Origin of the sequence: Nonomuraea harbinensis (assembly GCF_019396385.1) — a bacterium.
In the GTDB taxonomy this organism is placed as follows: Bacteria; Actinomycetota; Actinomycetes; order Streptosporangiales; family Streptosporangiaceae; genus Nonomuraea; species Nonomuraea ferruginea.
In genome coordinates this window covers 25,118-44,196 of the sequence record NZ_JAHKRN010000045.1, presented here as the reverse complement: position 1 = coordinate 44,196, position 19,079 = coordinate 25,118, and the positions used below count along the sequence as shown (strand labels likewise).

Here is a 19,079-nt window from a genome sequence, read left to right as displayed (position 1 = left end):
GTCCCACGAGGGCCGGTTGTGGAGATGTTCCGGGGAAGCCCGGGAAGAGGGCGGTCGGGATGGTGCCTGACGGTGACGAGTGGGTGGCGGTGCATGGTGCGGGTGCCCGGTGCGGCTTATCGTGATCGTGTGGCCGAAGCCAGGGCGGGCAGCCGCAGTTACGCGGCGGGGATCACGCTGGCCGGGGCGGTGCTGGCGTTGTGCGCGGTGCTGCCGTGGTCGGGGGTGCGGGCCAGCAGCGCCGTCATCGGCGGCGCGATCACCAGCGACACGCGCGGCATCGACGACCTGCTCGGCGTCTACGCCCTGCTCGCCGGGGTGGCGGCGATCGGCTGCGGCATCACCGGGATGCTGGCCCGGCCGAGGCTCGCGGCCGTGGCGGCGGTGCCGGGGGCGCTGGCGATGCTGGCGCTGGTGATGTTCGTGTCCTCCCCGCGCGGCCCGGCCGACCGGGTCTCGCTCGACGTGGGCGAGCTGCTCTCGGTCGAGCCGGTGATCCGCTACGGCTGGTACGCGGCGCTGGCGTCGGCGTTCGCGGTGGTCCTGCTGGCCGTCCTGACGCTGGTCCGCCGCGTGTGAAGCCGCGGGTGACGCCGGTTCAGGCGACCTTGGTCTCGGAGATGATCGTCCGCTTGACGAGGCGGTCGCCGTCCATCCAGTGCCAGGTGCGGCACTTGTGCCTGCCGTCGCGGGACAGCTGGATGAGCTCGTACAGGTAATTGTCGGGGTCGTCCTTGTACGACCACGTCAGCACGATCGTCAGGTCGTCCACCTGGCTCATCTCGCCGGTGATCCGCTCGGTGTCGAAGTAGGCGATCTCGTTCTCCACGCGCCCGCCGAAGTCGAACACCTCCTGGCGGCCGTCGTCCCAGGTGTAGGTGTTGGTCTGGATGAAGCTGAACGAGCCGTCCTCGGGGATCCTGCAGTACAGGTGGGAGGCGTGCCGGTCGACGATCTTGCCATCGGCGTCGACGTGGATGTACTCCCCACGCCACTCTCCGAGGTGCTTGTCCATGATCGGCATTCCGGGGACTCCTGCGCGCATGATTCCTCCTGGTCACAGCGGCGGTTGACAGGTAGATGGCGGCGAGCTTAGCGTGACAACTAGCCAAAATGGAACACTGTTCCGCAAACAGGAACAGCCTCGCTCCCCGGAGGGCATGTGACCGAGAACGACCGAGAGCCACTGGTCGAGGGGATCACCGCCGCGATCGTCGGCGTCACCGACTTCGGCCCGCACCTCGAACTCTTCCGCGACGTGCTGGGCTACGGGGTGGCCGGCGAGGGCGTGGTGCCCGGGTCGGTCGCCGGCCCGCTGTGGGGGTCGGGCCCCGCGGACGTCGAGGTGATGGCGCTGGCCGCGGCCGGGGCCGGCACCGGGCGGATCCACCTGGTGCGCGTGCCGGAGCCGCTCGCCCCCGCACAGCCGCCGCACAACCTCGACGTCGGCCTGGTCGGCATCGACATGTACGCCCGCGACATCGAGGCCGCGCACGCGGGCTTCGCCGCCTCCGGCCGCGCCTGGACCACCGCGCCGACCACGTACGGCGTCAGCGTCGGGGACCGCGAGGTGCAGGTCACGCAGGGCGTCTGCCCGGCGCCGGACGGCACGGTCGTGGTGTTCGTGCAGCCGGCCGCGGTCCGCGGCACCGAGGCGTGGGCCGCCGACCCCGCGCGCCCCTACACCGAGCTGACCTCCGTCGTCTGCCATGTGTCCGACCCCGACTCCGAGGTCGCGTTCTGGGGGCCTGACGGCCTGGGCATGGCCGTCTGGTACGACGTGGTCTTCTCCGCCCCCGGCTTCGACGAGGTGGCGGGCCTGCCGCCGGGCACCGAGATGCGGCTGGCGTTCCTGGCCGGGGAGAAGACCGCCAGGATCGAGGTCACCAGCGCCGCCACCGAGCACCGCGTGGACCGGCGGGCCACCCAGCGCCCGGCCCGCTCGCTGGGCCACACCGGCTGGTCGGTGCGGACCCGGGACCTGGAGGCCGCGCTGGAGAGCGTCCGCGCGACCGGCGGCACGGTGACGGCCTCCCCCGCCGAGACCGACGACCCGCTGCACGGGCGCGCCCTGGTGGCCGCCGCCGACACCCCGAACGGCATCTCCGTCACCCTCTGGCAGCCACGCGGCTGACTTCCCCCACTCCGACGTAAGGAAGAGACCATGCCCGTCCTCCGTGGAGGCGCCCCCCTGTCGATCGCGGGCGGGGTGCGCGAGTTCGCCCGCGCCACCCCCTCGGCGACCGCGGTGATCGACGGGGAACGCACCCTCACCTACGCCGCGCTCGACGAGCGCGCCAACCGTCTGGCGTGCGCGCTGCTGGCCCGGGGCCTGACGACCGGCGACCGGGTGGCGGTGCTGCTCGGCAACCGGCTGGAGTACCCCGAGATCGCCGCGGGCGTCGCCAAGGCGGGCCTGGTGATGGTGCCGCTGAACCCGAGGCTCACGGCGGGCGAGGCCCGCTACATCCTGGAGCACTCGGGCAGCCGCGCGATCGTCCTGGACGACGCCTGCGCCGCCACGGTGGGCGACGCGATCGAGGAGCTGCGGCTGACGGCGCTGTCCATCGACGGCGCGCAGGCCGGGCGGCCGTACGAGGAGGAGCTGGCCGCGGCCCGCGCGGCCGATCCCGGGGTGCGGGTGGACGAGCTCGACCCGTTCTGCATCACCTACACCTCCGGCACGACCGGGCGGCCCAAGGGCGTGGTGATCAGTCATCGGAGCCGGTCGCTCACCTTCTACTGCTCGGCACTGGAGTGGGGGCTGGGCGCCGGCCGGGTGTCGGTGGCGGTGGCCCCGATGTACCACGGGGCCGGGTTCGCCTTCGGGTACGCGCCGGTCTACACCGGCGGCACCGTCACCATGCTCCGCAAATGGGACCCGGAGGCGCTGCTGCACCTGGTGGAGCGGGACCGGGCGCGGTCGGTGTTCCTGGTGCCGACCCACGCGCAGATGCTCCGTACGATGGACGACGGCAAGCTCGCGGGCCACGACCTGAGCAGCCTCGACACGCTCTACTTCAACGCCGCCGCGCTGCCCTGGACGCTGAAGCAGTGGGTCATGGAGACGTTCCCCGCGTGCGGCGTGCACGAGCTGTACGGGTCCACGGAGGCCGGCATCGTGACCAACCTGCGCCCGGTGGACCAGCACCGCAAGCCGGGCTCGGTGGGCCACGCCTGGTACATGACGGAGCTGCGGGTGGTGGACCCGTCGGGTGCGCCGGCCGGCCCCGGCGAGCCGGGCGAGCTGTTCAGCCGCTCCCCCTTCCTGATGAACGGCTACCACGACGACCCGGCGGCCACCGCCGCGTGCACGACCGAGGACGGCTTCCTGACCTGCGGCGACATCGTCGTCCGGGACGAGGAGGGCTACGTGCACGTCGTGGACCGCAAGAAGGACATGATCATCTCGGGCGGCCTGAACGTCTACCCGCGCGAGATCGAGGACGTGCTGGCCACGCACGGGGCGGTCGCCGAGGCGGCGGTCGTCGGTTCCCCGTCCGAGCGGTGGGGCGAGGAGGTCATGGCCTACGTCGTGCTGCGCCGCGGCGTCGAGGCCGCGCCCGAGAGCCTCTTCCCCGAGCTGGAGGCGCACTGCCGGACGGGCCTGGCGGGCTACAAGGTCCCCAGGCGGTGGCAGGTCGTCACCGAGCTGCCCAGGAACGCGGCCGGCAAGATCGTCAAGCGGGACCTGAAGGCGCAGGCGGGAGCTTCCTAGGCCCTTGACCCGCAATACATCAGACAATTACTCTCGAATCGACTGAAGAAACAACGTTTCGCATACCGGAACAATCGGCTTCACGGTCGGTGGAAGGACAACCAAGTGCGCCCGCATGTCGAGCTGATCCAAGAAGATGACTACGTCTGGCACGGCGCCGAGCTGGTCGGCGGGGAAGGACGGGCCAGCGAGCGACGCCTGTCGGTGGACGAGGAGGACGGCTCCTCGTCGCTGCGGGTCGACTTCCACACCGACTGGGGCCGCGGCCCGGGCATCCACCACGCCAACAGCGAGTACTACGTGCTCGAAGGCTCGATGACGTACGGCGGCCGTCAGATCGGCAAGGGCGGATACGTGTACGCGCCGAAGGGCGTGCCGGCCGACGCGATCACGTTCGCCGAGGGCACCCGCATCCTGCACTACCGCGAGTACGGCGACGCCGGCTTCGACGCGGTCGACTCGCTCGCCGCCCCGCGCTGGGCGGACGCCCGCGAGGACGTCATCGTCATCGACAGCGACGCCATGCAGTGGGACGCGGTGCCGAACCCCGGCCCGATGCCCGGCCTGTTCATCAAGTATCTGCACGTCGACCCGGTGACCGGCTTCTACACCCGGCTGGTGCACGCCCAGGAGGGCTGGGCCGACCACCGCCTGGCCCACCACCCGTGCTACGAGGAGGCGTACACCACCCAGGGCCACATGGAGTACAACTTCGGCACCCTGGACCTCGGCACCTACTTCTTCCGCCCGGCCCGGGTCAAGCACGGCCACTTCACCTCGATGGAGGGCGGCGCGACCTGGCTGCTGCGCTCCGACGGCGAGCTGTTCAACTGGTACACCCAGAACGAGTGGGTGCGCTGGGGCGGCGAGGGCATCAACTACGGCCCCGGCGGCGGCGCCATGCGCTGGTCACAGTCCTCCCACGAGCTCGGCGGCGAGTCCCGGCGCAGCGACGAGGACATGGAGATGCTGCGGGCGTCGCTGGAGTACGCGCGCAGCCAGGGCGCCGACGAGGGCGACGTCGTGGAGCACGGCCTCGGCACCGACGCCAGCCTGATCGCCATCGCCAAGGCCCTCGACACCGCCCGGCTGCAGGGCGGCCACGGCGACCACGACCATGACCACAGTCATGACCACGACCACGACCACGGCGACCACGACCACGGGGTCCCGGAGGCCGACTGGGGCGCGGCCCCGGCCGACCTGGAGCACCCCGACCAGCGCACCGACGAGCACGCGCACAACTGGGGCGCGGGCCGCGTCTGGAAGCAGGGCGACCCCATCCCCGCGCCGATCCTCTCCAGCCTGCCCGTGCGCAGCCGCTCGCGCGGCCGCTGGGACGGCGACGGCATGTAGTCACGCCTGACACCTCATGAATCACCGTGTTGAATCAACGTGGCCGGGTCCCGAGGGACCCGGCCACACGCACTCCTACGGAGACTCACTCATGATCCTCGCCGCGCCCATCGAACCGGTTCATGGGCTCAACGCCTACAGTTTGGCGATCTTCCTGCACATCGTCCTGTTCGTGTACTGGCTGGGCAGCGACATCGGCGTCTTCTACTCCAGCCGCTTCATCCTCAAGTCCGACCTGCCCACCCCCGCCCGGTCGGTGGCCGCCAAGATCATGCACGCGGTCGACATGGCGCCGCGCATCTGCCTGGTGCTGTTCCTGCCCAGCGGCGTGACGCTGATGGCGCTCGGGCCGTTCGCCGAGGACTACTTCCCCTGGTGGTTCGTCGCCCTCGTCTGGGTGGCCGCGCTGTGCTGGCTGGCGCTGGTCGTCTACGACTACACCAAGGGCGCCACCGCGCTCGGCCGGATCGTGCAGCGGCTCGACCTGGTCGTCCGGTACGGCCTGGTGGTCGTGCTGGTCGGCATCGGCGCGTACATGATGGTCGTGCCGGAGCCGTTCGGCGTCCAGACGAACCCGAAGTGGCTGGGCGCCAAGCTCGCCGCCTACGGGCTCTGCATCCTCGCCGGCGTGATGATCCGCTGGCGGCTGAAGCCGTTCGGGCCGGCGTTCGGCAAGCTGGTCTCCGAGGGTTCCACGCCGGAGGTCGAAGCCAGGATCCGCACGTCCGTGCAGACGTGCCTGCCGTACGTGTACGCGATCTGGTTCCTGGTGCTCCTGGCGGCCTTCCTCGGCGTCGTCAAGCCCGGCACCACCGCCTTCGGCTGACCGGACGACCGAGGCCCCCTTCCCGGCCGGGGAGGGGGCCTCGGCATGGGACCCGTACACAACAGAACGTCCGGTACGGATCCGTACCGGACGTTCCGCTGGTGGGTGTCAGGCGGACTCTCGGAGCTGTCCCAGGTAGGCGGCCTGGACGCGGGGGTCGTCGCGCAGCTCGGCCGCGGTGCCCTCCAGCCCCACCGTCCCGTGGTCGAGCACGTAGCCGCGGTCGGCGAGCCGCAGCGCGGTGCTGGCCTGCTGCTCGACGAGCAGGATGGTGAGCCCGCGCTCCTCGTGCAGCCGCTTGAGATAGCCGAACAGCTCGATGACCTTCAGCGGCGCCAGCCCCAGCGACGGCTCGTCCAGCATGAGCAGGCGCGGGTCGCCCATCAGGGCGCGGGCGACCGCGAGCATCTGCGCCTCGCCGCCCGAGAGCGTGCCGGCGAGCTGGGTGCTCCGCTCGGCCAGCCGCGGGAACAGCTCCAGCATCTCCTCACGCCGCCGCTCGGTCTCGGCGCGCTTGCGCCGCACCGGGAAGGCGCCCAGGGTGAGGTTCTCCATGACGGTGTGCTCGGGGAAGATCTGCCGGCCCTCGGGCACGTGGCCGAGCCCGAGGGCGGGCCGCTTCCAGCCGGGCACCTTGGCCAGGTCCTTGCCGGCGAACGTGATCCGTCCCGCCACGGGCTTGAGCAGCCCGGAGACGCACTTCATGGTCGTGGTCTTGCCCGACCCGTTGGGGCCGAGCAGGACGACGAACTCGCCCTCGTCGACGTGCAGGTCGAGCCCGTCGAGGGCGCGCACGCCGCCGTAGGCGGCGCCCAGCCCCGACAGTTCCAGCAGTCTGCTCACGACTCGTCTCCCATGAGGTCCGGGCGGCCGAGGTACGCCTCGAGGACCGCCGCCGAGCTGCGCACCCGTTCCGGGTTGCCCTGCTCGATCACCTTGCCGCTCTCCAGGACGGTGATCTCGTCGCAGAGGTTCATCACGAAGTCCACGTTGTGCTCGATCAGCACGACGGCCAGCCCGCGCTCGCGCAGCGCCCGGCAGAGCCTGGCCAGGGCGTCCAGCTCGCCGGTCGTCAGGCCGGTGGCGGGCTCGTCCAGGATGAGCACCTTGGGCCGGCTGGCCACCGCGCGGACGACCTCCAGCAGGCGCTTCTGGCCGTGCGAAAGGGACGAGGCGAGCCAGTCGGCGCGGGAGGCGAGCCCGGCGAAGGCCAGCAGCTCCAGCGCCTCCTTCCGCTCCACCTGGTCCTGGCGGCGGTAGGACGGCGAGCGGAGCACGGCGCCGAGCCAGCTGTAGGACTCGCGCGTCCGCATGCCGGTGAGCACGTTGTCGAGCACGCTGACCCGCTCGAACAGGTGCGGGACCTGGAAGACCCGGGTGACCCCGGCCCGCGCCACGCCGTGCGCGGTCGCGGCGGCCTCCTCGCCGAACACCTTCACGATGCCCGCGTCGATCTTGTGATAGCGGGTCAGGCAGGACACCAGCGTGGACTTGCCGGACCCGTTGGGCCCGATGATGCCGTGCACGGTGCCGGGCATGATGCGCACGTCCACGCCGTCGAGCGCGTGCACGCCGCCGAAGTGCTTGACGATGCCGGTGCCTTCCAGCGCGGGCACGTCCGGCCGGGCGTCGCGCAGCTCGGGCACCACGTCGGGCACCTGTTCGGGCAGCTCCTCGTCCCTGGCCTCGGTCACCCGGTCGCGGCCGAAGCGCGAGTTCTTCCAGGTGCCGACGATGCCGCCGGGGATCAGCATCATGGCGGCCAGCAGCAGCAGGCCGAGGACGAGGGTGGTGTAGCGGGCCTGGTCCTTGATCAGCTCGACGATCAGGGCGATGAACCCGACGCCGATGATCGGCCCTGCCAGGGTGGCGCTGCCGCCGAGGAACAGGCCGACGAAGAAGATGATGCCGTTGTCGAGCAGGCCGACGTCCGGGTTGATGAACCCGAGCTGCAGCGCGTACAGGGCTCCGGACAGGCCCGCCATGCCGCCGCAGATGCCGAACAGCAGGAGCTTGGCCCGGTTCGGCGAGATGCCCATCGCGGAGGCGGTGTCGGAGGACTCGCGCACGGCCATCGAGGCGCGGCCGACGCCGCTGCGCACGAGGTTGCGCTGCACGATGTAGGCCAGGACGAGGAAGCCCAGCACCACGTAGTAGAAGACCTCCTTGGGCATGATCTCGCCGCCGGCGCCGGGCGCGATGCCGCTGATGCCGACGATGCCGCCGGTGACCAGCTCCCATTCGCGGCCGACCTCGACCACGATGAGGTTGGCGGCCAGGGTGATCATGCCGAAGTACAGGTACGTGGCCCGCAGGCTGACCGCGAGCACCATGAGGGCGATCACGGTGCCGACGGCGGTCGAGGCCACGATGCCGAGCAGCCACGAGCCGCTCGCCTTGACCACGATGTAGCCGGTGGCGTAGCCGCCCGCCAGTTGCAGGCCGCTGTGGAGCATCGACAGCAGGCCGCCGTACCCCATGCACAGGTTGAGGGAGATCGTCAGGATCGCGCTGATGCCGGCCGAGGCGACCAGCCCGTTGTAGTACGAGGCGTTGTAGCTGTAGTAGTCGGTGATGTACGGCCAGGCGAGCAGCACGCCGACGGCCACGATCGTCAGCCCGGCCAGGGCCACGGTGCGCCATCGGTGGTAGCCCGCGGAGTCGAAGAAGGAGCCGCCGCGCCCGCCGGCGCGGGCGGGGGTCGTTTCCACCGTTGCCATCAGTGCGCCTCCATGGGCTTGCCGAAGAGTCCGGACGGGAAGATGACGAGGATCACGGCGAGGGCGGCGAAGACGGCGAAGTTGCCGATGGAGCCGCCGACCAGGCTGCGCACGATCGTGTCGAGCAGGCCGACGATCATGCCGCCGATGAGCGCGCCGCGGGGCGAGCCGACGCCGCCGATGACCGCGGCGGTGAAGCCCTTGATGGTGAACACCAGGCCGGCCGCCGGGGCCACGAAGATCACGGGAGCGGCGAGCAGGCCGGCGACGGCGCTGATCACGGCCGCGATGACGAAGGAGAGCACCACGATGCGCTGCACGGGGATGCCCATCAGCACCGAGGTGTCGGAGCTGTGGGCGGTGGCCCGGATCGCCCTGCCGTAGGCGGAGCGGCGCAGGAACTGGTCGTAGAGCCCCATGACGGCCAGCGCGGCCACGATGGTCAGCAGTTCCTGCCACTGGATGGTCATCCCGGCGACCTCGAACCCGCCGGGGATGATCGGGCTGGGTCTCAGGGCGTCGACGTCGAAGTAGCCCAGGTTGAACACCGACTGGAAGATCAGCGCCGCGGCCAGCGTCGCGATGATCCAGGCGTTGCGCGATCCGGACAGCTTGATGGGCAGGGTGATCATGCGTTCCATGAGCACGCCCATGACGCAGGCCAGCACGATGGTCAGGCCGATCGCCGCGGCCCAGCCCAGCTTCTCCAGCGCGACGATCTGGTAGGCCACGGCGGCGCCGAGGATCAGCGCCTCGCCCTGAGCGAAGTTCATGATCCGGGTCGGCTGGAAGACGATCGCCAGGGCGAGTGCGACCAGGGCGTAGATGGAACCGGCGAACAGCCCATCGATGATGGCCTCGGGGCTCATCAGCACCGCTCCTCGGGGGTGTTACGGGTAGTGCCAGAGTCGTTCCACAAAACGAAACAGCGTTTCAATGGAAAAAGCTAGGGGTCGCCCAAGAACCCTGTCAATAGGTCTGATGTTTGAGCGACCCCTGGTTAACGCAGGTCAGTGGCGTGCGTAGCGGCCGGTGGGCTCGCCGACGGTCTCGCCGTCACGGAAGCGCACCTGCCCGCCGACGGCGGTCACGACGGGCCAGCCGGTGAGCTCGACCCCCTCGAACGGGGTGTGGTCCTGGCCCGACAGGCACACCTCGTTGGTGACCGGCTGCGCCAGCTCGGGGTCGACCACGGTCAGGTCGGCGTCGAAGCCGACCATGAGGCTGCCCTTGCGGCCCCACAGGTTGTAGGCGCGGGCCGGGTTGGCCGAGGCCAGCTCGGCGATCCTGGACAGCGACAGGCCGCGCTTGCGGTGCCCCTCGGAGAACAGCACCGGGTAGAGCAGGGCGGTGCCGCCGAAGCCGGGGCGGGCCGGCCAGAGCTGGTCGCCCTTCTCGGCCTCCATGCAGCAGGCGTGGTCGGAGGCCACCCAGTCGATGGTGCCCTCGGCCGCGTGCCGCCACAGCGCCTCGTTGTCGGCCTTGGTGCGGATGGGCGGGTTGACCTTGCCGCCGAGGCTGCCGGTCGCGTCCAGGGTGTCGTGGTCCAGGCACAGGTGGTGCAGGGTCGTCTCGGCGCGCAGGTCACCGCCGAACGAGCGGCGGGCCAGCGCGACCGCGTCCACGGCCTCCGCGCTCGACAGGTGGAGCAGGTTGAGGTTGGTGCCGGTGTGCGAGGCCAGCGTGGTGGCCTCGCCGATGGCGACCCGCTCGGTCAGCGGCGGGCGGCCCTCGTGGTAGGCGCGCAGCGTCTGCGGGTCTCCGTCGGCCCGTACGCGGTCGATGAAGACCCGCATGAGCTCCGACTGCTCGCAGTGCAGCGAGACCGAGAGCCGCTTGTCGGGGTTGGCCTTCTGGACCGCGGTGATCTGCTCCATCAGCAGATAGAGGTGGCCCAGGTCGTACTCGTCGCCCATGGTGAAGGAGCGCGCGTCGCGGCTGTTGGCCGCCAGGTCGAACCCCTTGTAGAACATGTAGTACTTGAACGACGTGACCCCGTGCTCCTCCACCAGCATGGGGATCTCGGCGATCTGGTCCACCGTCATCGGCGCCAGGTGGAACGCGTAGTCGGTCCAGGTGCGGCCCGCCACCGCGTTCAGCACCTCGGGGAAGATCTCCTTGTACGGTCCCGTACGGTCGAGGTAGTGGGAGCCGGTGCGGAAGTACGACAGCACCGTGGTGGCGCCGCCGACCAGCGAGGAGCGGGTCTCCTCGAAGGCGTCGAGCGCCAGGTCCCGGTAGATGCCGAGGTGGAAGTGGGCGTCGACGGCGCCGGGGAGCACCACCTTGCCGCGGGCGTCGACCACCTCATCGGCTTCGGCGGCCGGGATGTCGTCGGCCAGGGCGGCGACCTTGCCGTTGGAGACCGCCAGGTCTGCGCGGATTTCGCCGTGGAACGGCAGGACGACGGTGCCACCCTTGACGAGAAGGTCGTATCGAGACATGGAGATGGCCGGCTCCCCGAGGCTCCGGCCGTCACCCCCTTTCGGATGCGTTCCAGCCCATCTGGGCGGACAGTCGTGCGGTTGATTCGAGAAGCCTCGCGACGCATTCCCCGACCTCGGCGCGGAAGCGCTCCACCGGCCCGCAGACGCTGACGACCGCCACCGGCCTGCCGTGGTGGTCGAGGATGGGCGCCGCCACGGAGGCCGCGCCGGACATGCGCTCGGAGAAGGACTGGGCGTAGCCGCCCTCGCGGATCGAGGCCAGCTCCCTGCGGAGCCGGGCCTTGTCGACGATGGTGTTGCCGGTCAGCGGCTCCAGCGCGCCGAGCGACAGATAGTTCTCCATCTCCTCCTCGGTGAGGAAGGCGAGGAAGGCCTTGGACGAGGCGCCCGCGTGCAGCGGGTGGGCCACGCCGAGGTTCACGCTCATGATGACCTCGCGGGCCGGGGTCACCTGGTCCACGTATATCCGGTAGTTACCGGTGCGGATCGACAGGGTGGCCGTCTCGTCGGTGCGCTGGGAGAGCGTCACCAGCTCCGGCGCGGCGATCCGCCGCACGTCGATCCGGTCGAGATAGGCCAGGCCGAGCCGCATCGCGCCGACGCCGAGCGAGTAGCGCCGGGTCGACTGGTCCAGTTCGATCAGCCCGCGCACGCGCAGCGAGGCGAGGATCCGGTGCACGGCGGCCTTGGACATGCCCAGCGCCTCGGCGATCTCGGTCACGCCCAGCGTGTTCGAGGGGGTCTCGGCGAAGTGCATGAGCACGTCCGCGGCCCGCTCGACGGTGGCGATGGCCTGGCCGGAGTTCTCCCTCGCGGGCGCCTTCCCGCTGGTCGCGGTGCCGGCGTTCTTGGTCGGCATCTGTCCTCCAAGGAAACGATCAGAATCGGCTATCTACCTTGGCGGTGAAAACCGACGCGCGCAGGAAGATCGGTGACAATTCGCGTGTCCAGGAACTCCCACCACTCGTCCTGGCTGACCCGCTGGTTCTCCCAGCCGTCGTCCGCCTTGAGGGTGGACAGCGCCCTGCGGTACTCGCCCCAGGCCGCCTCGTCGTCGAAGGCCGCCCAGTTCTCCAGCGTGTAGACGTCGCCGACGGCGCTGTAGTACCAGCGGACCTCCCTGACCATCGGCAGATCCCGGTAGAACCAGCTCTCCCGGTCTTCCAGCCACTGCCAGAAGCCCTTCATGTCCTGCCGCGCCCGGGAACGCAGTTTCATCCGGTAGACGAGGTAGATCATTGCGAAGAGCTCCAGGTTGGCACTCAGGCGGGGTTGTTCCGCACACAGTAACGCTGTTTCAATATATTGGGAAGACCCGGTGCCGGACGCTGTCCTGCGGCGATTCGCGGCCCCGGGTTCCCGCCGCACCGTGCGGCGACGCGGGCACCGACTGGCCTGACGCACATCCAGCCATCTGAGGAGGCCGATTCCGTGGAGGCAGAGCAGATCGTCCCGAGGGACCGATCAGCGACCGACGACCAGCGCACCGCGCCGCCGGGTCCCCTGGCAGGCCTGGTGGTGGTCGACGCGGCCACCCTGTTCGCGGGCCCCCTGGCGGCGACGATCCTGGGCGACTACGGCGCCGACGTCGTCAAGGTCGAACACCCCGACCGCGGCGACCCCTCCCGCACCCACGGCGCGAGCAAGGACGGGATCGGCCTGTGGTGGAAGATGCTCGGCCGCAACAAGCGGACCGTGACCGCCAACCTGGGGCGGCCCGAGGGCGCCGACCTGCTCAAACGGCTGCTCGCCCGGGCCGACGTGCTGATCGAGAACTTCCGTCCCGGCACCCTGGAGCGCTGGGGCCTGTCCCCTGACACGCTGCTGGAGCTCAACCCCCGGCTGGTGATCGCCCGGGTGACCGGCTTCGGGCAGCACGGCCCGTACTCCAGGAGGCCCGGGTTCGGCACCCTCGCCGAGTCGATGAGCGGCTTCGCCGCGGTCACCGGCGAGCCGGACGGGCCGCCGACGCTGCCGCCGTTCGGGCTGGCCGACGGCGTGGCGGCGCTGACCTGCGTGAGCGCCGTCACGATGGCGCTGCACCACCGCGACAGCCCCGGCGGCACCGGCCGCGGCCAGGTCGTCGACCTGGCCATCATCGAGCCGCTGGTCACCCTGCTCGGCCCGCAGCCCATGGTGTGGGACCAGCTCGGCCGGGTCCAGCCGCGCACCGGCAACCGCTCGGTCAACAACGCGCCGCGCAACACCTACCAGACCAGGGACGGCCGCTGGGTGGCGATCTCCACCTCGGCGAACTCCATCGCCGAGCGGGTCATGCGCCTGGTCGGGCACCCCGAGGTGATCGACGAGCCGTGGTTCGCCTCCGGGGCCGAGCGCGCGGAGCACGCCGACCTGCTCGACGCGTACGTCGGCGGCTGGATCGCCGAGCGCGACCTGGACGAGGTGGTGCGCGAGTTCGAGGCGGCCCAGGCGGCGGTCGCCCCCATCTACGACATCCGCGACGTGTTCGCGGACCCGCAGTACCAGGCCCTCGACACGATCACCACGGTCGACGACGAGGACCTCGGGCCCCTGCGGATGCAGAACGTGCTCTTCCGCCTCTCGGCGACGCCCGGCTCCATCCGCTGGAGCGGCCGCGCCAGGGGCGCCGACAACGACGACGTGTGGGGCGGGCTCGGCGTGAACGCCGAGGATCTGGCCGCCCTGCGAGACAAGGGGATCGTGTGATGACCGAGACGAGCATGCGGCCGACGCTCTGGGAGCGCCTCGACGGTGCCAGGATCGTCGACCTCGCGCAGCCCATGCGGACGGGCATGCCGCAGTCACCGAGCCATCCGCGGTTCCGGATGGTCATCGAGCGCCGGCACGGCGACATGGTGCGCGAGGACGGCGGCTCGGCCGCCAACGAGGTGATCCTCACCGGCGGCCACGTGGGCACCCACGTCGACGCGCTCGGCCACGTCTCACAGGACGGCTACCTGTACGGCGGCGTCGAGGCCGCCGGGGTCCAGTCGCACCAGGGCCTGTCCCGGCTGGGCATCGACGCCTTCCCCCCGTACGTGGGACGCGGGGTGCTGCTCGACGTGGCCGCCCTGCACGGCGCCGACGTGCTCCCGCCCGGCTACGAGGTGACCCGCGCCGACCTGGAGGCCGCGCGGGACCGGGCCGACGTGCGGATCCGGCCCGGCGACGCGGTGCTCATCGGCACCGGCTGGTCGCGCGAGTGGGACCGGCCCGGCCGGTTCATCGGCGAGGAGGGCGGCGTGCCCGGCCCCGGTCCGGACGCGGCCCGCTGGCTGGCCGAGCAGGGCGTGCGGGTGGCCGGCGGCGAGACCGTCGCCTTCGAGCAGATCCAGGCGGGCCGCGGCCACTCCGTGCTCCCCGTGCACCGGATCCTCCTGGTCGAGTCAGGGGTGAACATCGTGGAGACGATGCGGCTCACCGAGCTGCGGGAGCTGGGCGTGCCCGAGTTCCTGCTCGTGCTCAACCCGCTGCCGGTCGTCGGCGCCACCGGCGCACCGGTCCGGCCGCTCGCGGTGCTGGCGTCATGACGATCGTCTCCGCTCTCGCCGAGTTCGCCGCGGCCGCCCGCGACGGGCTGCCCGAGCCCGTCATGGCCGACGTCACGGGCCGGATGCTCGACACGTTCGGCAACTGCCTGGCCGCCCAGGAGCTGACCGGCCCGCAGGAGCCGCACGAGGCGGTGCGGCGGCTGGCCGGGCGGTGGGGCGGCGCCGGCGAGTGCTCCGTGCTCGGCCGCGCGCTCGCGCTGCCCGCCCCCTCGGCCGCCCTGGTCAACGGCACGCTCGCGCACGCGCTCGACTTCGACGACACCCACCTGCCGTCGGTGCTCCACCCGTCCGCCTCGGTCGTGCCCGCCGCGCTGGCGGTCGCGGAGTCGGTACGGGCGAGCGGCGCGGCCCTGTGCCAGGCCATCGCGGTCGGCGACGAGATCACCAACCGGCTCGGCATGGCCTCCTACCTGCCCGAGCTGCGCAACTCGCTCTTCTTCGAGAAGGGCTGGCACGCCACCTCCATCTGCGGCACGGTCGGCGCGGCCGCCGCCTCTGCCCTGCTCATGGGGCAGGACGCGGCAGGCATCGCGGACGCCATGGGCATCGCCGCCAGCATGGGCGCCGGGGTCATCGAGGCCAACCGCACCGGCGGCACCGTCAAGCGCGTCCACTGCGGCTGGGCGGCGCACTCCGGCGTGGTGGCCGCCGCCATGGCGGCCGAAGGGGTGACCGGGCCGCCGACGGTCTTCGAGGGACGTTTCGGCTTCTTCCAGGCGTTCCTCGACGGGCGCTACGACGCCGAAGCGATCACCGCCGGGCTCGGGGAGGATTGGGAGCTGCTGCGCACGGTCTACAAGCCGTACCCGTCCAACCACTTCACCCACCCGGGCATCGACGCCGCACTCGCGCTGCGCGCCGAAGGGCTGCGTCCCGAGGACGTGGACGAGATCGAGCTCGGCGTGGCCGCGGCCCCGCTGCGCACGATCGGGGAGCCGTACGAGGAGAAGATCCGCCCGCGCACCCCGTACCACGCGAAGTTCTCCGGCCCCTACACCGTGGCCAGCGCGCTGGTCGGCGGCGGCGGGCTGGGCCTGCACCTGGACGACTTCACCGAGACCGCGTTCCGCGACGAGCGCCGGCTGGCGCTGGCCGCGCGGGTCCGGGTGGTGGCCGACGAGCAGTGCTCGGAGGAGTTCCCGCGGGCGTTCTCGGCCGTGCTGCGGGTGCGCACCCGCGACGGGCGGCGGCTGGAGCACCGCGTCCACAGCTCACGCGGCGGCCCCGAGCACCCGCTCAGCATCGACGAGCTGGAGCGCAAGTACGCCCTCAACGCCGCACGCGTCCTGTCCCCGGAGGCGGTCACGGCCCTCGCCAAGGAGGTCCGCGGCCTGGCCACCCGCACAGACGTCACGGGCCTCCTGGAACCCGCGCTGATCACGACCCCGTGAGCACCCGCGCAGGGTGGCACCCACGCCACCCTGCGCGGGTGCCACGCCTCCCGGGGTCAGGCGGTGGGCCAGAAGCGGGTGAGGAGGGGGCCGGGGAGGCCCGGGACGCCGGAGCCGTACGTCCAGGTGCGGGCCGTGAGGGAGAGCACCTCCACGTCGCCGCCCGACACGAGGCCCCGCGGCTCCTGGACACCGGACGCGGAGCCGCGGGCCCGGATGACGTCGTCCTCCACCCGCAGCGCCTCGGCGACGGGCCCGTGGACCACCCGCGGCGCGGGCCCGTCCGGCAGGCCGTCCTTCCAGGCGGGCGGGCCGGAGAACCAGGCGACGGCCAGGCAGCCGCCGGGGCCCGCGACGCTCGCCGTACGGGGCGTGGACGGCGGGAGATAGGCGTAGGTCCCGGCGGGGAAGTCTGTGCCGCTGACCGAGATCAGGCCGTCCAGCACCACGAACTCCTCCGCGCACGAGTAGTGCCCGGTGTCCGGCCTGCTCCAGCCGGCGGGGAAGCGGACCAGCGACACCGACGCCTCGCCGGCCGCGTGCAGCCGCACCAGCCGGACGGGTCCCGAGCTCGCGGGCATGACGACCTCCCGCCAGTCGAGGCCGGGACCGTCGAGGTCGACCACGCGCGTCATCAGTGCCACACCTCCGCCGTCGCGCCGGGCACCCGGCGTTCCTCGATCACCGTGACGCCTTCGAGCCGGCCGTCACGGAAGCGCTGCCAGAGCCGCGCCTTGTAGTCGTCGTCCACGAAGGTGATCAGCTCGACCACCTCGGTCCCCGGGTCGGCGGTCCACCGGTACGGGAACACCAGGAAGCGCCCCTCCACCAGCACCGCCCGCTCCTCGAACGACGGGTCGTCGAAGCGCAGCTCGCCGCCCTCGAAGCGGGCGCGGAAGTCCAGCACCTCGGGGTCGTGGCCGGGCCTCCGGTAGACGATCCGCTCGTACCAGCGGTCCCCCTCCAGACGGGTCTCCTGGCGCGACGCGTACGTGTCCCGCACCTCCCCCGCCGGGGACAGGTGCGTATAGCTGCCCTCCCAGACCCCGGTGACAGCGGCGAGCCGCTCCCGCAGCCCGCACGGAACGGCCGCGCTCATCGGGCCATGCCGAGGATGCGGCGGGCCTGGCGGACCACGGCCTCGTCGACCATCCGCCCGGCCGAGTCGAGCAGCACGCCCGACCCGCTCGCCTCGAACCGCTCGACCAGGTCCCTGGCCCAGGCGACCCGCTCGGCCGACGGGGTGAACACCTCGTTGACGACCGCGATCTGCGCCGGGTGGATGCAGGCCCGGCCCGCGTACCCGAGCCGGGCGATCGCCTCCGTGGACGCCCGCAGGGCATCGAGGTCGCGGAAGTCGGTGGACACCGGCCCGACCGGCGGGGAGATCCCCGCGGCGGCCGACGCGAACACGACCTGGGAACGGGCCCAGAGCAGCTCCCGCTCGTCCGGCCCGGTGGTGACGCCGGTGTCGGCGCGCAGGTCGGCCTCGCCCACCTGCAGACGGGCCACCCGGGGCCCGCGCGCGATCTCCAGCGCCTGGAAGATCGCCGAGGCGGACTCCAGCAGCGGCACCACCGGCACCCCGTCCGCGCCCAGCGCCGTGAGCAGGGCGTCGAGCTCGGCCAGCTCGGCGGCGCTCTCGACCTTGGCCACGACCAGCCCGGCCAGCGACGGCGCGGTGGCCACGGCGCGGACGTCCGCCTCGCGCAGCGGGCCGGGGTTCACCCGGACCCACAGCTCCACCGGCCCGGGATCGGTCTCCCGCAGCCAGCCGGCCACCGCCTCCCTGGCCGCGTCCTTGCCCGCGGGCGGGACGGCGTCCTCCAGGTCGACGATGAGCGCGTCCGCGCCCCTGCCGAGCGCCCTGCCCAACTTGTCCGGCGCGTCGCCCGGCACGTACAGGTGGGATCGGGCCATGCCGCTCACCCGACCTTGACGTCGCCGCGCGACAGCGACCTGGCCACCACCGTGCGCAGCACGTCGTTGGTGCCCTCGCCGATGCTCATCAGCACCGAGTCACGGTAGAGCCGCTCGACCTCGTACTCGGTGGAGTAGCCGTACCCGCCGTGGACCTTGAGCGAGCTGATCGCGGACTCCAGCGCGACCTCCGAGCAGAAGATCTTCGCCATGCCGGTCTGCGCGTCCGCGCGGCCCTTCCTGACCTGGTCGGCGGCCCAGTACGCCATGAGCCTCGCCGCCTGCAGCGTGGTGGCCAGGGAGGCGAGCTGGATCTGCACGGCCTGGAAGTCGCCGATCGGCTGCCCGAACGCCCTGCGCTGGCGGGAGTAGGCCAGGGCCTCGTCGTAGGCGCGCTGGGCGATGCCGACGGAGCGCGCGGCGATGTTGACCCGGCCCCACTCCAGGGCGGACAGCGCCTGCTGCATGCCGCGCCCCTCGACCCCGCCGAGCAGGTTCGAGGCCGGGACGCGCACGTCGTCGAGCACGATCTCGCACGACTCGGTGCCCTTGTAGCCGAGCTTCGGGATGTCCTTGGTGACCTGGTAGCCGGGGGTGTCCGCCTCGACGAGCAGGACGCTCATGCCCTTGTGCGCGGGCGTGGTGGCCGGGTCGGTCTTCACGAGCACCGGCAGCGGGTCGGCGTAGCGGGCGTTGGTGATCCACGTCTTGGTGCCGCTGACCACGTAGTGGTCGCCCTCAAGCCGCGCGGTGGTGCGGATGCCCTGCAGGTCGGTGCCGGCGTCCGGCTCGGTCAGGCCGATGCCGGTGCGGCGCTCGCCGGTGGCCAGCCCGGGCAGGTAGCGCCGCTTCTGGTCGTCGGTGCCGTGCATGGCGATCATGCGGCAGGCCAGGGAGTGGCTGCCGAGGATGCCGGCCACGCCCATCCAGCCACGCGAGATCTCCTCGAAGACCAGCGCGAACGACACCGGGTCCAGGTCGAGGCCGCCGTACTCCTCGGGGACGGTGATGCCGAACAGGCCCATCTCCTTGAACCCGTCGACGATCTCCGTCGGGTACCGGCCGGAGTGCTCCCAGTCGCGCGCGACGGGCACGATCTCCTTGTCGACGAACGCGCGCAGCAGGGCGCGGAAGTCCCGCTGCTCCTCGTTCAGCTCGAAGTCCATGA

General features: G+C 71.7%; 19 protein-coding genes. 8 read left to right on the top strand and 11 right to left on the bottom strand.

The features are described 5' to 3' along the window. Positions 1-129: 129 nt before the first annotated feature. Positions 130-579, top strand: coding sequence for a hypothetical protein (locus tag KME79_RS34085; RefSeq protein ID WP_219549197.1), 450 nt, complete (start codon positions 130-132; stop codon positions 577-579). 19 nt (positions 580-598) lie between these two features. Here the strand turns inward: KME79_RS34085 and KME79_RS34080 are convergent, their stop codons facing one another. Next, a complete protein-coding gene (locus tag KME79_RS34080; RefSeq protein ID WP_219549195.1) occupies positions 599-1,045 on the bottom strand; it encodes a hypothetical protein in 447 nt (148 codons plus the stop codon). A 117-nt stretch (positions 1,046-1,162) separates the two neighbouring features. Here KME79_RS34080 and KME79_RS34075 point away from each other — a divergent pair, with 117 nt between their 5' ends. From KME79_RS34075 to KME79_RS34060, 4 genes are all read left to right on the top strand, one after another. Further along, positions 1,163-2,134 carry a VOC family protein gene (locus KME79_RS34075; RefSeq protein ID WP_219549193.1) on the top strand — a complete coding sequence of 324 codons (972 nt, stop codon included), beginning with the start codon at positions 1,163-1,165 and terminating at the stop codon, positions 2,132-2,134. A gap of 30 nt (positions 2,135-2,164) precedes the next feature. Then, the gene (locus tag KME79_RS34070) at positions 2,165-3,718 is read left to right on the top strand and encodes a class I adenylate-forming enzyme family protein (RefSeq protein WP_246640878.1); all 1,554 of its coding nucleotides are present in this window, start codon (positions 2,165-2,167) and stop codon (positions 3,716-3,718) included. 105 nt (positions 3,719-3,823) lie between these two features. Further along, a complete protein-coding gene (locus tag KME79_RS34065) occupies positions 3,824-5,074 on the top strand; it encodes a DUF4437 domain-containing protein (RefSeq protein WP_219549191.1) in 1,251 nt (416 codons plus the stop codon). Between the two features lie 91 nt (positions 5,075-5,165). Next, positions 5,166-5,900 (top strand): hypothetical protein, encoded by a 735-nt coding sequence (locus KME79_RS34060; RefSeq protein ID WP_219549189.1) that lies wholly within the window; start codon positions 5,166-5,168, stop codon positions 5,898-5,900. Positions 5,901-6,008: 108 nt separating this feature from the next. Here KME79_RS34060 and KME79_RS34055 read toward each other — a convergent pair whose 3' ends face one another. From KME79_RS34055 to KME79_RS34030, 6 genes are all read right to left on the bottom strand, one after another. Continuing rightward, a complete protein-coding gene (locus KME79_RS34055) occupies positions 6,009-6,743 on the bottom strand; it encodes an ABC transporter ATP-binding protein (protein WP_219549188.1) in 735 nt (244 codons plus the stop codon). Continuing rightward, the gene (locus KME79_RS34050) at positions 6,740-8,620 is read right to left on the bottom strand and encodes a branched-chain amino acid ABC transporter ATP-binding protein/permease (RefSeq protein WP_219549187.1); all 1,881 of its coding nucleotides are present in this window, start codon (positions 8,618-8,620) and stop codon (positions 6,740-6,742) included. Before KME79_RS34050 ends, KME79_RS34055 begins: the two co-directional genes overlap by 4 nt. Next, on the bottom strand, positions 8,620-9,489 hold the full coding sequence (locus tag KME79_RS34045; RefSeq protein WP_219549186.1) for a branched-chain amino acid ABC transporter permease: 870 nt from the start codon (positions 9,487-9,489) through the stop codon (positions 8,620-8,622). Before KME79_RS34045 ends, KME79_RS34050 begins: the two co-directional genes overlap by 1 nt. Before the next feature lie 141 nt (positions 9,490-9,630). Next, complete coding sequence (locus tag KME79_RS34040) at positions 9,631-11,064, bottom strand: dihydroorotase (protein ID WP_148033449.1); 1,434 nt, start codon at positions 11,062-11,064, stop codon at positions 9,631-9,633. Positions 11,065-11,095: 31 nt separating this feature from the next. After that, the gene (locus tag KME79_RS34035) at positions 11,096-11,926 is read right to left on the bottom strand and encodes an IclR family transcriptional regulator (protein WP_148033450.1); all 831 of its coding nucleotides are present in this window, start codon (positions 11,924-11,926) and stop codon (positions 11,096-11,098) included. A gap of 29 nt (positions 11,927-11,955) precedes the next feature. Then, positions 11,956-12,306 carry a ferredoxin reductase domain-containing protein gene (locus KME79_RS34030; protein WP_219549185.1) on the bottom strand — a complete coding sequence of 117 codons (351 nt, stop codon included), beginning with the start codon at positions 12,304-12,306 and terminating at the stop codon, positions 11,956-11,958. Positions 12,307-12,498: 192 nt separating this feature from the next. Here KME79_RS34030 and KME79_RS34025 point away from each other — a divergent pair, with 192 nt between their 5' ends. The 3 genes from KME79_RS34025 to KME79_RS34015 are packed head-to-tail and all read left to right on the top strand — an operon-like array spanning position 12,499 to position 15,991. Next, on the top strand, positions 12,499-13,755 hold the full coding sequence (locus KME79_RS34025) for a CaiB/BaiF CoA transferase family protein (protein ID WP_443684587.1): 1,257 nt from the start codon (positions 12,499-12,501) through the stop codon (positions 13,753-13,755). Next, a complete protein-coding gene (locus KME79_RS34020) occupies positions 13,755-14,579 on the top strand; it encodes a cyclase family protein (protein WP_246640877.1) in 825 nt (274 codons plus the stop codon). The genes KME79_RS34025 and KME79_RS34020 overlap by 1 nt, the downstream gene beginning before the upstream one ends. Beyond that, positions 14,576-15,991: an MmgE/PrpD family protein gene (locus tag KME79_RS34015; RefSeq protein ID WP_219549184.1), complete on the top strand. Its 1,416-nt coding sequence runs from the start codon at positions 14,576-14,578 to the stop codon at positions 15,989-15,991. Before KME79_RS34020 ends, KME79_RS34015 begins: the two co-directional genes overlap by 4 nt. A 56-nt stretch (positions 15,992-16,047) precedes the next feature. Here the strand turns inward: KME79_RS34015 and KME79_RS34010 are convergent, their stop codons facing one another. The 4 genes from KME79_RS34010 to KME79_RS33995 are packed head-to-tail and all read right to left on the bottom strand — an operon-like array spanning position 16,048 to position 19,077. Next, positions 16,048-16,626, bottom strand: coding sequence for a cupin domain-containing protein (locus tag KME79_RS34010; RefSeq protein ID WP_219549183.1), 579 nt, complete (start codon positions 16,624-16,626; stop codon positions 16,048-16,050). Further along, the gene (locus tag KME79_RS34005) at positions 16,626-17,090 is read right to left on the bottom strand and encodes a DUF3598 family protein (protein WP_219549182.1); all 465 of its coding nucleotides are present in this window, start codon (positions 17,088-17,090) and stop codon (positions 16,626-16,628) included. Before KME79_RS34005 ends, KME79_RS34010 begins: the two co-directional genes overlap by 1 nt. Continuing rightward, a complete protein-coding gene (locus KME79_RS34000) occupies positions 17,087-17,911 on the bottom strand; it encodes an HpcH/HpaI aldolase/citrate lyase family protein (RefSeq protein WP_219549180.1) in 825 nt (274 codons plus the stop codon). The genes KME79_RS34005 and KME79_RS34000 overlap by 4 nt, the downstream gene beginning before the upstream one ends. A 5-nt stretch (positions 17,912-17,916) precedes the next feature. Further along, a complete protein-coding gene (locus KME79_RS33995; RefSeq protein ID WP_219549178.1) occupies positions 17,917-19,077 on the bottom strand; it encodes an acyl-CoA dehydrogenase family protein in 1,161 nt (386 codons plus the stop codon). Between the last annotated feature and the right edge of the window lie 2 nt (positions 19,078-19,079).

What these genes read in the sequence shown, in the direction of transcription:
- KME79_RS34080 (WP_219549195.1), bottom strand. Translation starts at nt 1,045, where the DNA reads ATGCGCGCAGGAGTCCCCGGAATGCCGATCATGGACAAGCACCTCGGA.
- KME79_RS34070 (WP_246640878.1), top strand. Translation starts at nt 2,165, where the DNA reads ATGCCCGTCCTCCGTGGAGGCGCCCCCCTGTCGATCGCGGGCGGGGTG.
- KME79_RS34060 (WP_219549189.1), top strand. Translation starts at nt 5,166, where the DNA reads ATGATCCTCGCCGCGCCCATCGAACCGGTTCATGGGCTCAACGCCTAC.
- KME79_RS34050 (WP_219549187.1), bottom strand. Translation starts at nt 8,620, where the DNA reads ATGGCAACGGTGGAAACGACCCCCGCCCGCGCCGGCGGGCGCGGCGGC.
- KME79_RS34045 (WP_219549186.1), bottom strand. Translation starts at nt 9,489, where the DNA reads ATGAGCCCCGAGGCCATCATCGATGGGCTGTTCGCCGGTTCCATCTAC.
- KME79_RS34040 (WP_148033449.1), bottom strand. Translation starts at nt 11,064, where the DNA reads ATGTCTCGATACGACCTTCTCGTCAAGGGTGGCACCGTCGTCCTGCCG.
- KME79_RS34035 (WP_148033450.1), bottom strand. Translation starts at nt 11,926, where the DNA reads ATGCCGACCAAGAACGCCGGCACCGCGACCAGCGGGAAGGCGCCCGCG.
- KME79_RS34030 (WP_219549185.1), bottom strand. Translation starts at nt 12,306, where the DNA reads ATGATCTACCTCGTCTACCGGATGAAACTGCGTTCCCGGGCGCGGCAG.
- KME79_RS34020 (WP_246640877.1), top strand. Translation starts at nt 13,755, where the DNA reads ATGACCGAGACGAGCATGCGGCCGACGCTCTGGGAGCGCCTCGACGGT.
- KME79_RS34015 (WP_219549184.1), top strand. Translation starts at nt 14,576, where the DNA reads ATGACGATCGTCTCCGCTCTCGCCGAGTTCGCCGCGGCCGCCCGCGAC.
- KME79_RS34010 (WP_219549183.1), bottom strand. Translation starts at nt 16,626, where the DNA reads ATGACGCGCGTGGTCGACCTCGACGGTCCCGGCCTCGACTGGCGGGAG.
- KME79_RS34005 (WP_219549182.1), bottom strand. Translation starts at nt 17,090, where the DNA reads ATGAGCGCGGCCGTTCCGTGCGGGCTGCGGGAGCGGCTCGCCGCTGTC.
- KME79_RS34000 (WP_219549180.1), bottom strand. Translation starts at nt 17,911, where the DNA reads ATGGCCCGATCCCACCTGTACGTGCCGGGCGACGCGCCGGACAAGTTG.
- KME79_RS33995 (WP_219549178.1), bottom strand. Translation starts at nt 19,077, where the DNA reads ATGGACTTCGAGCTGAACGAGGAGCAGCGGGACTTCCGCGCCCTGCTG.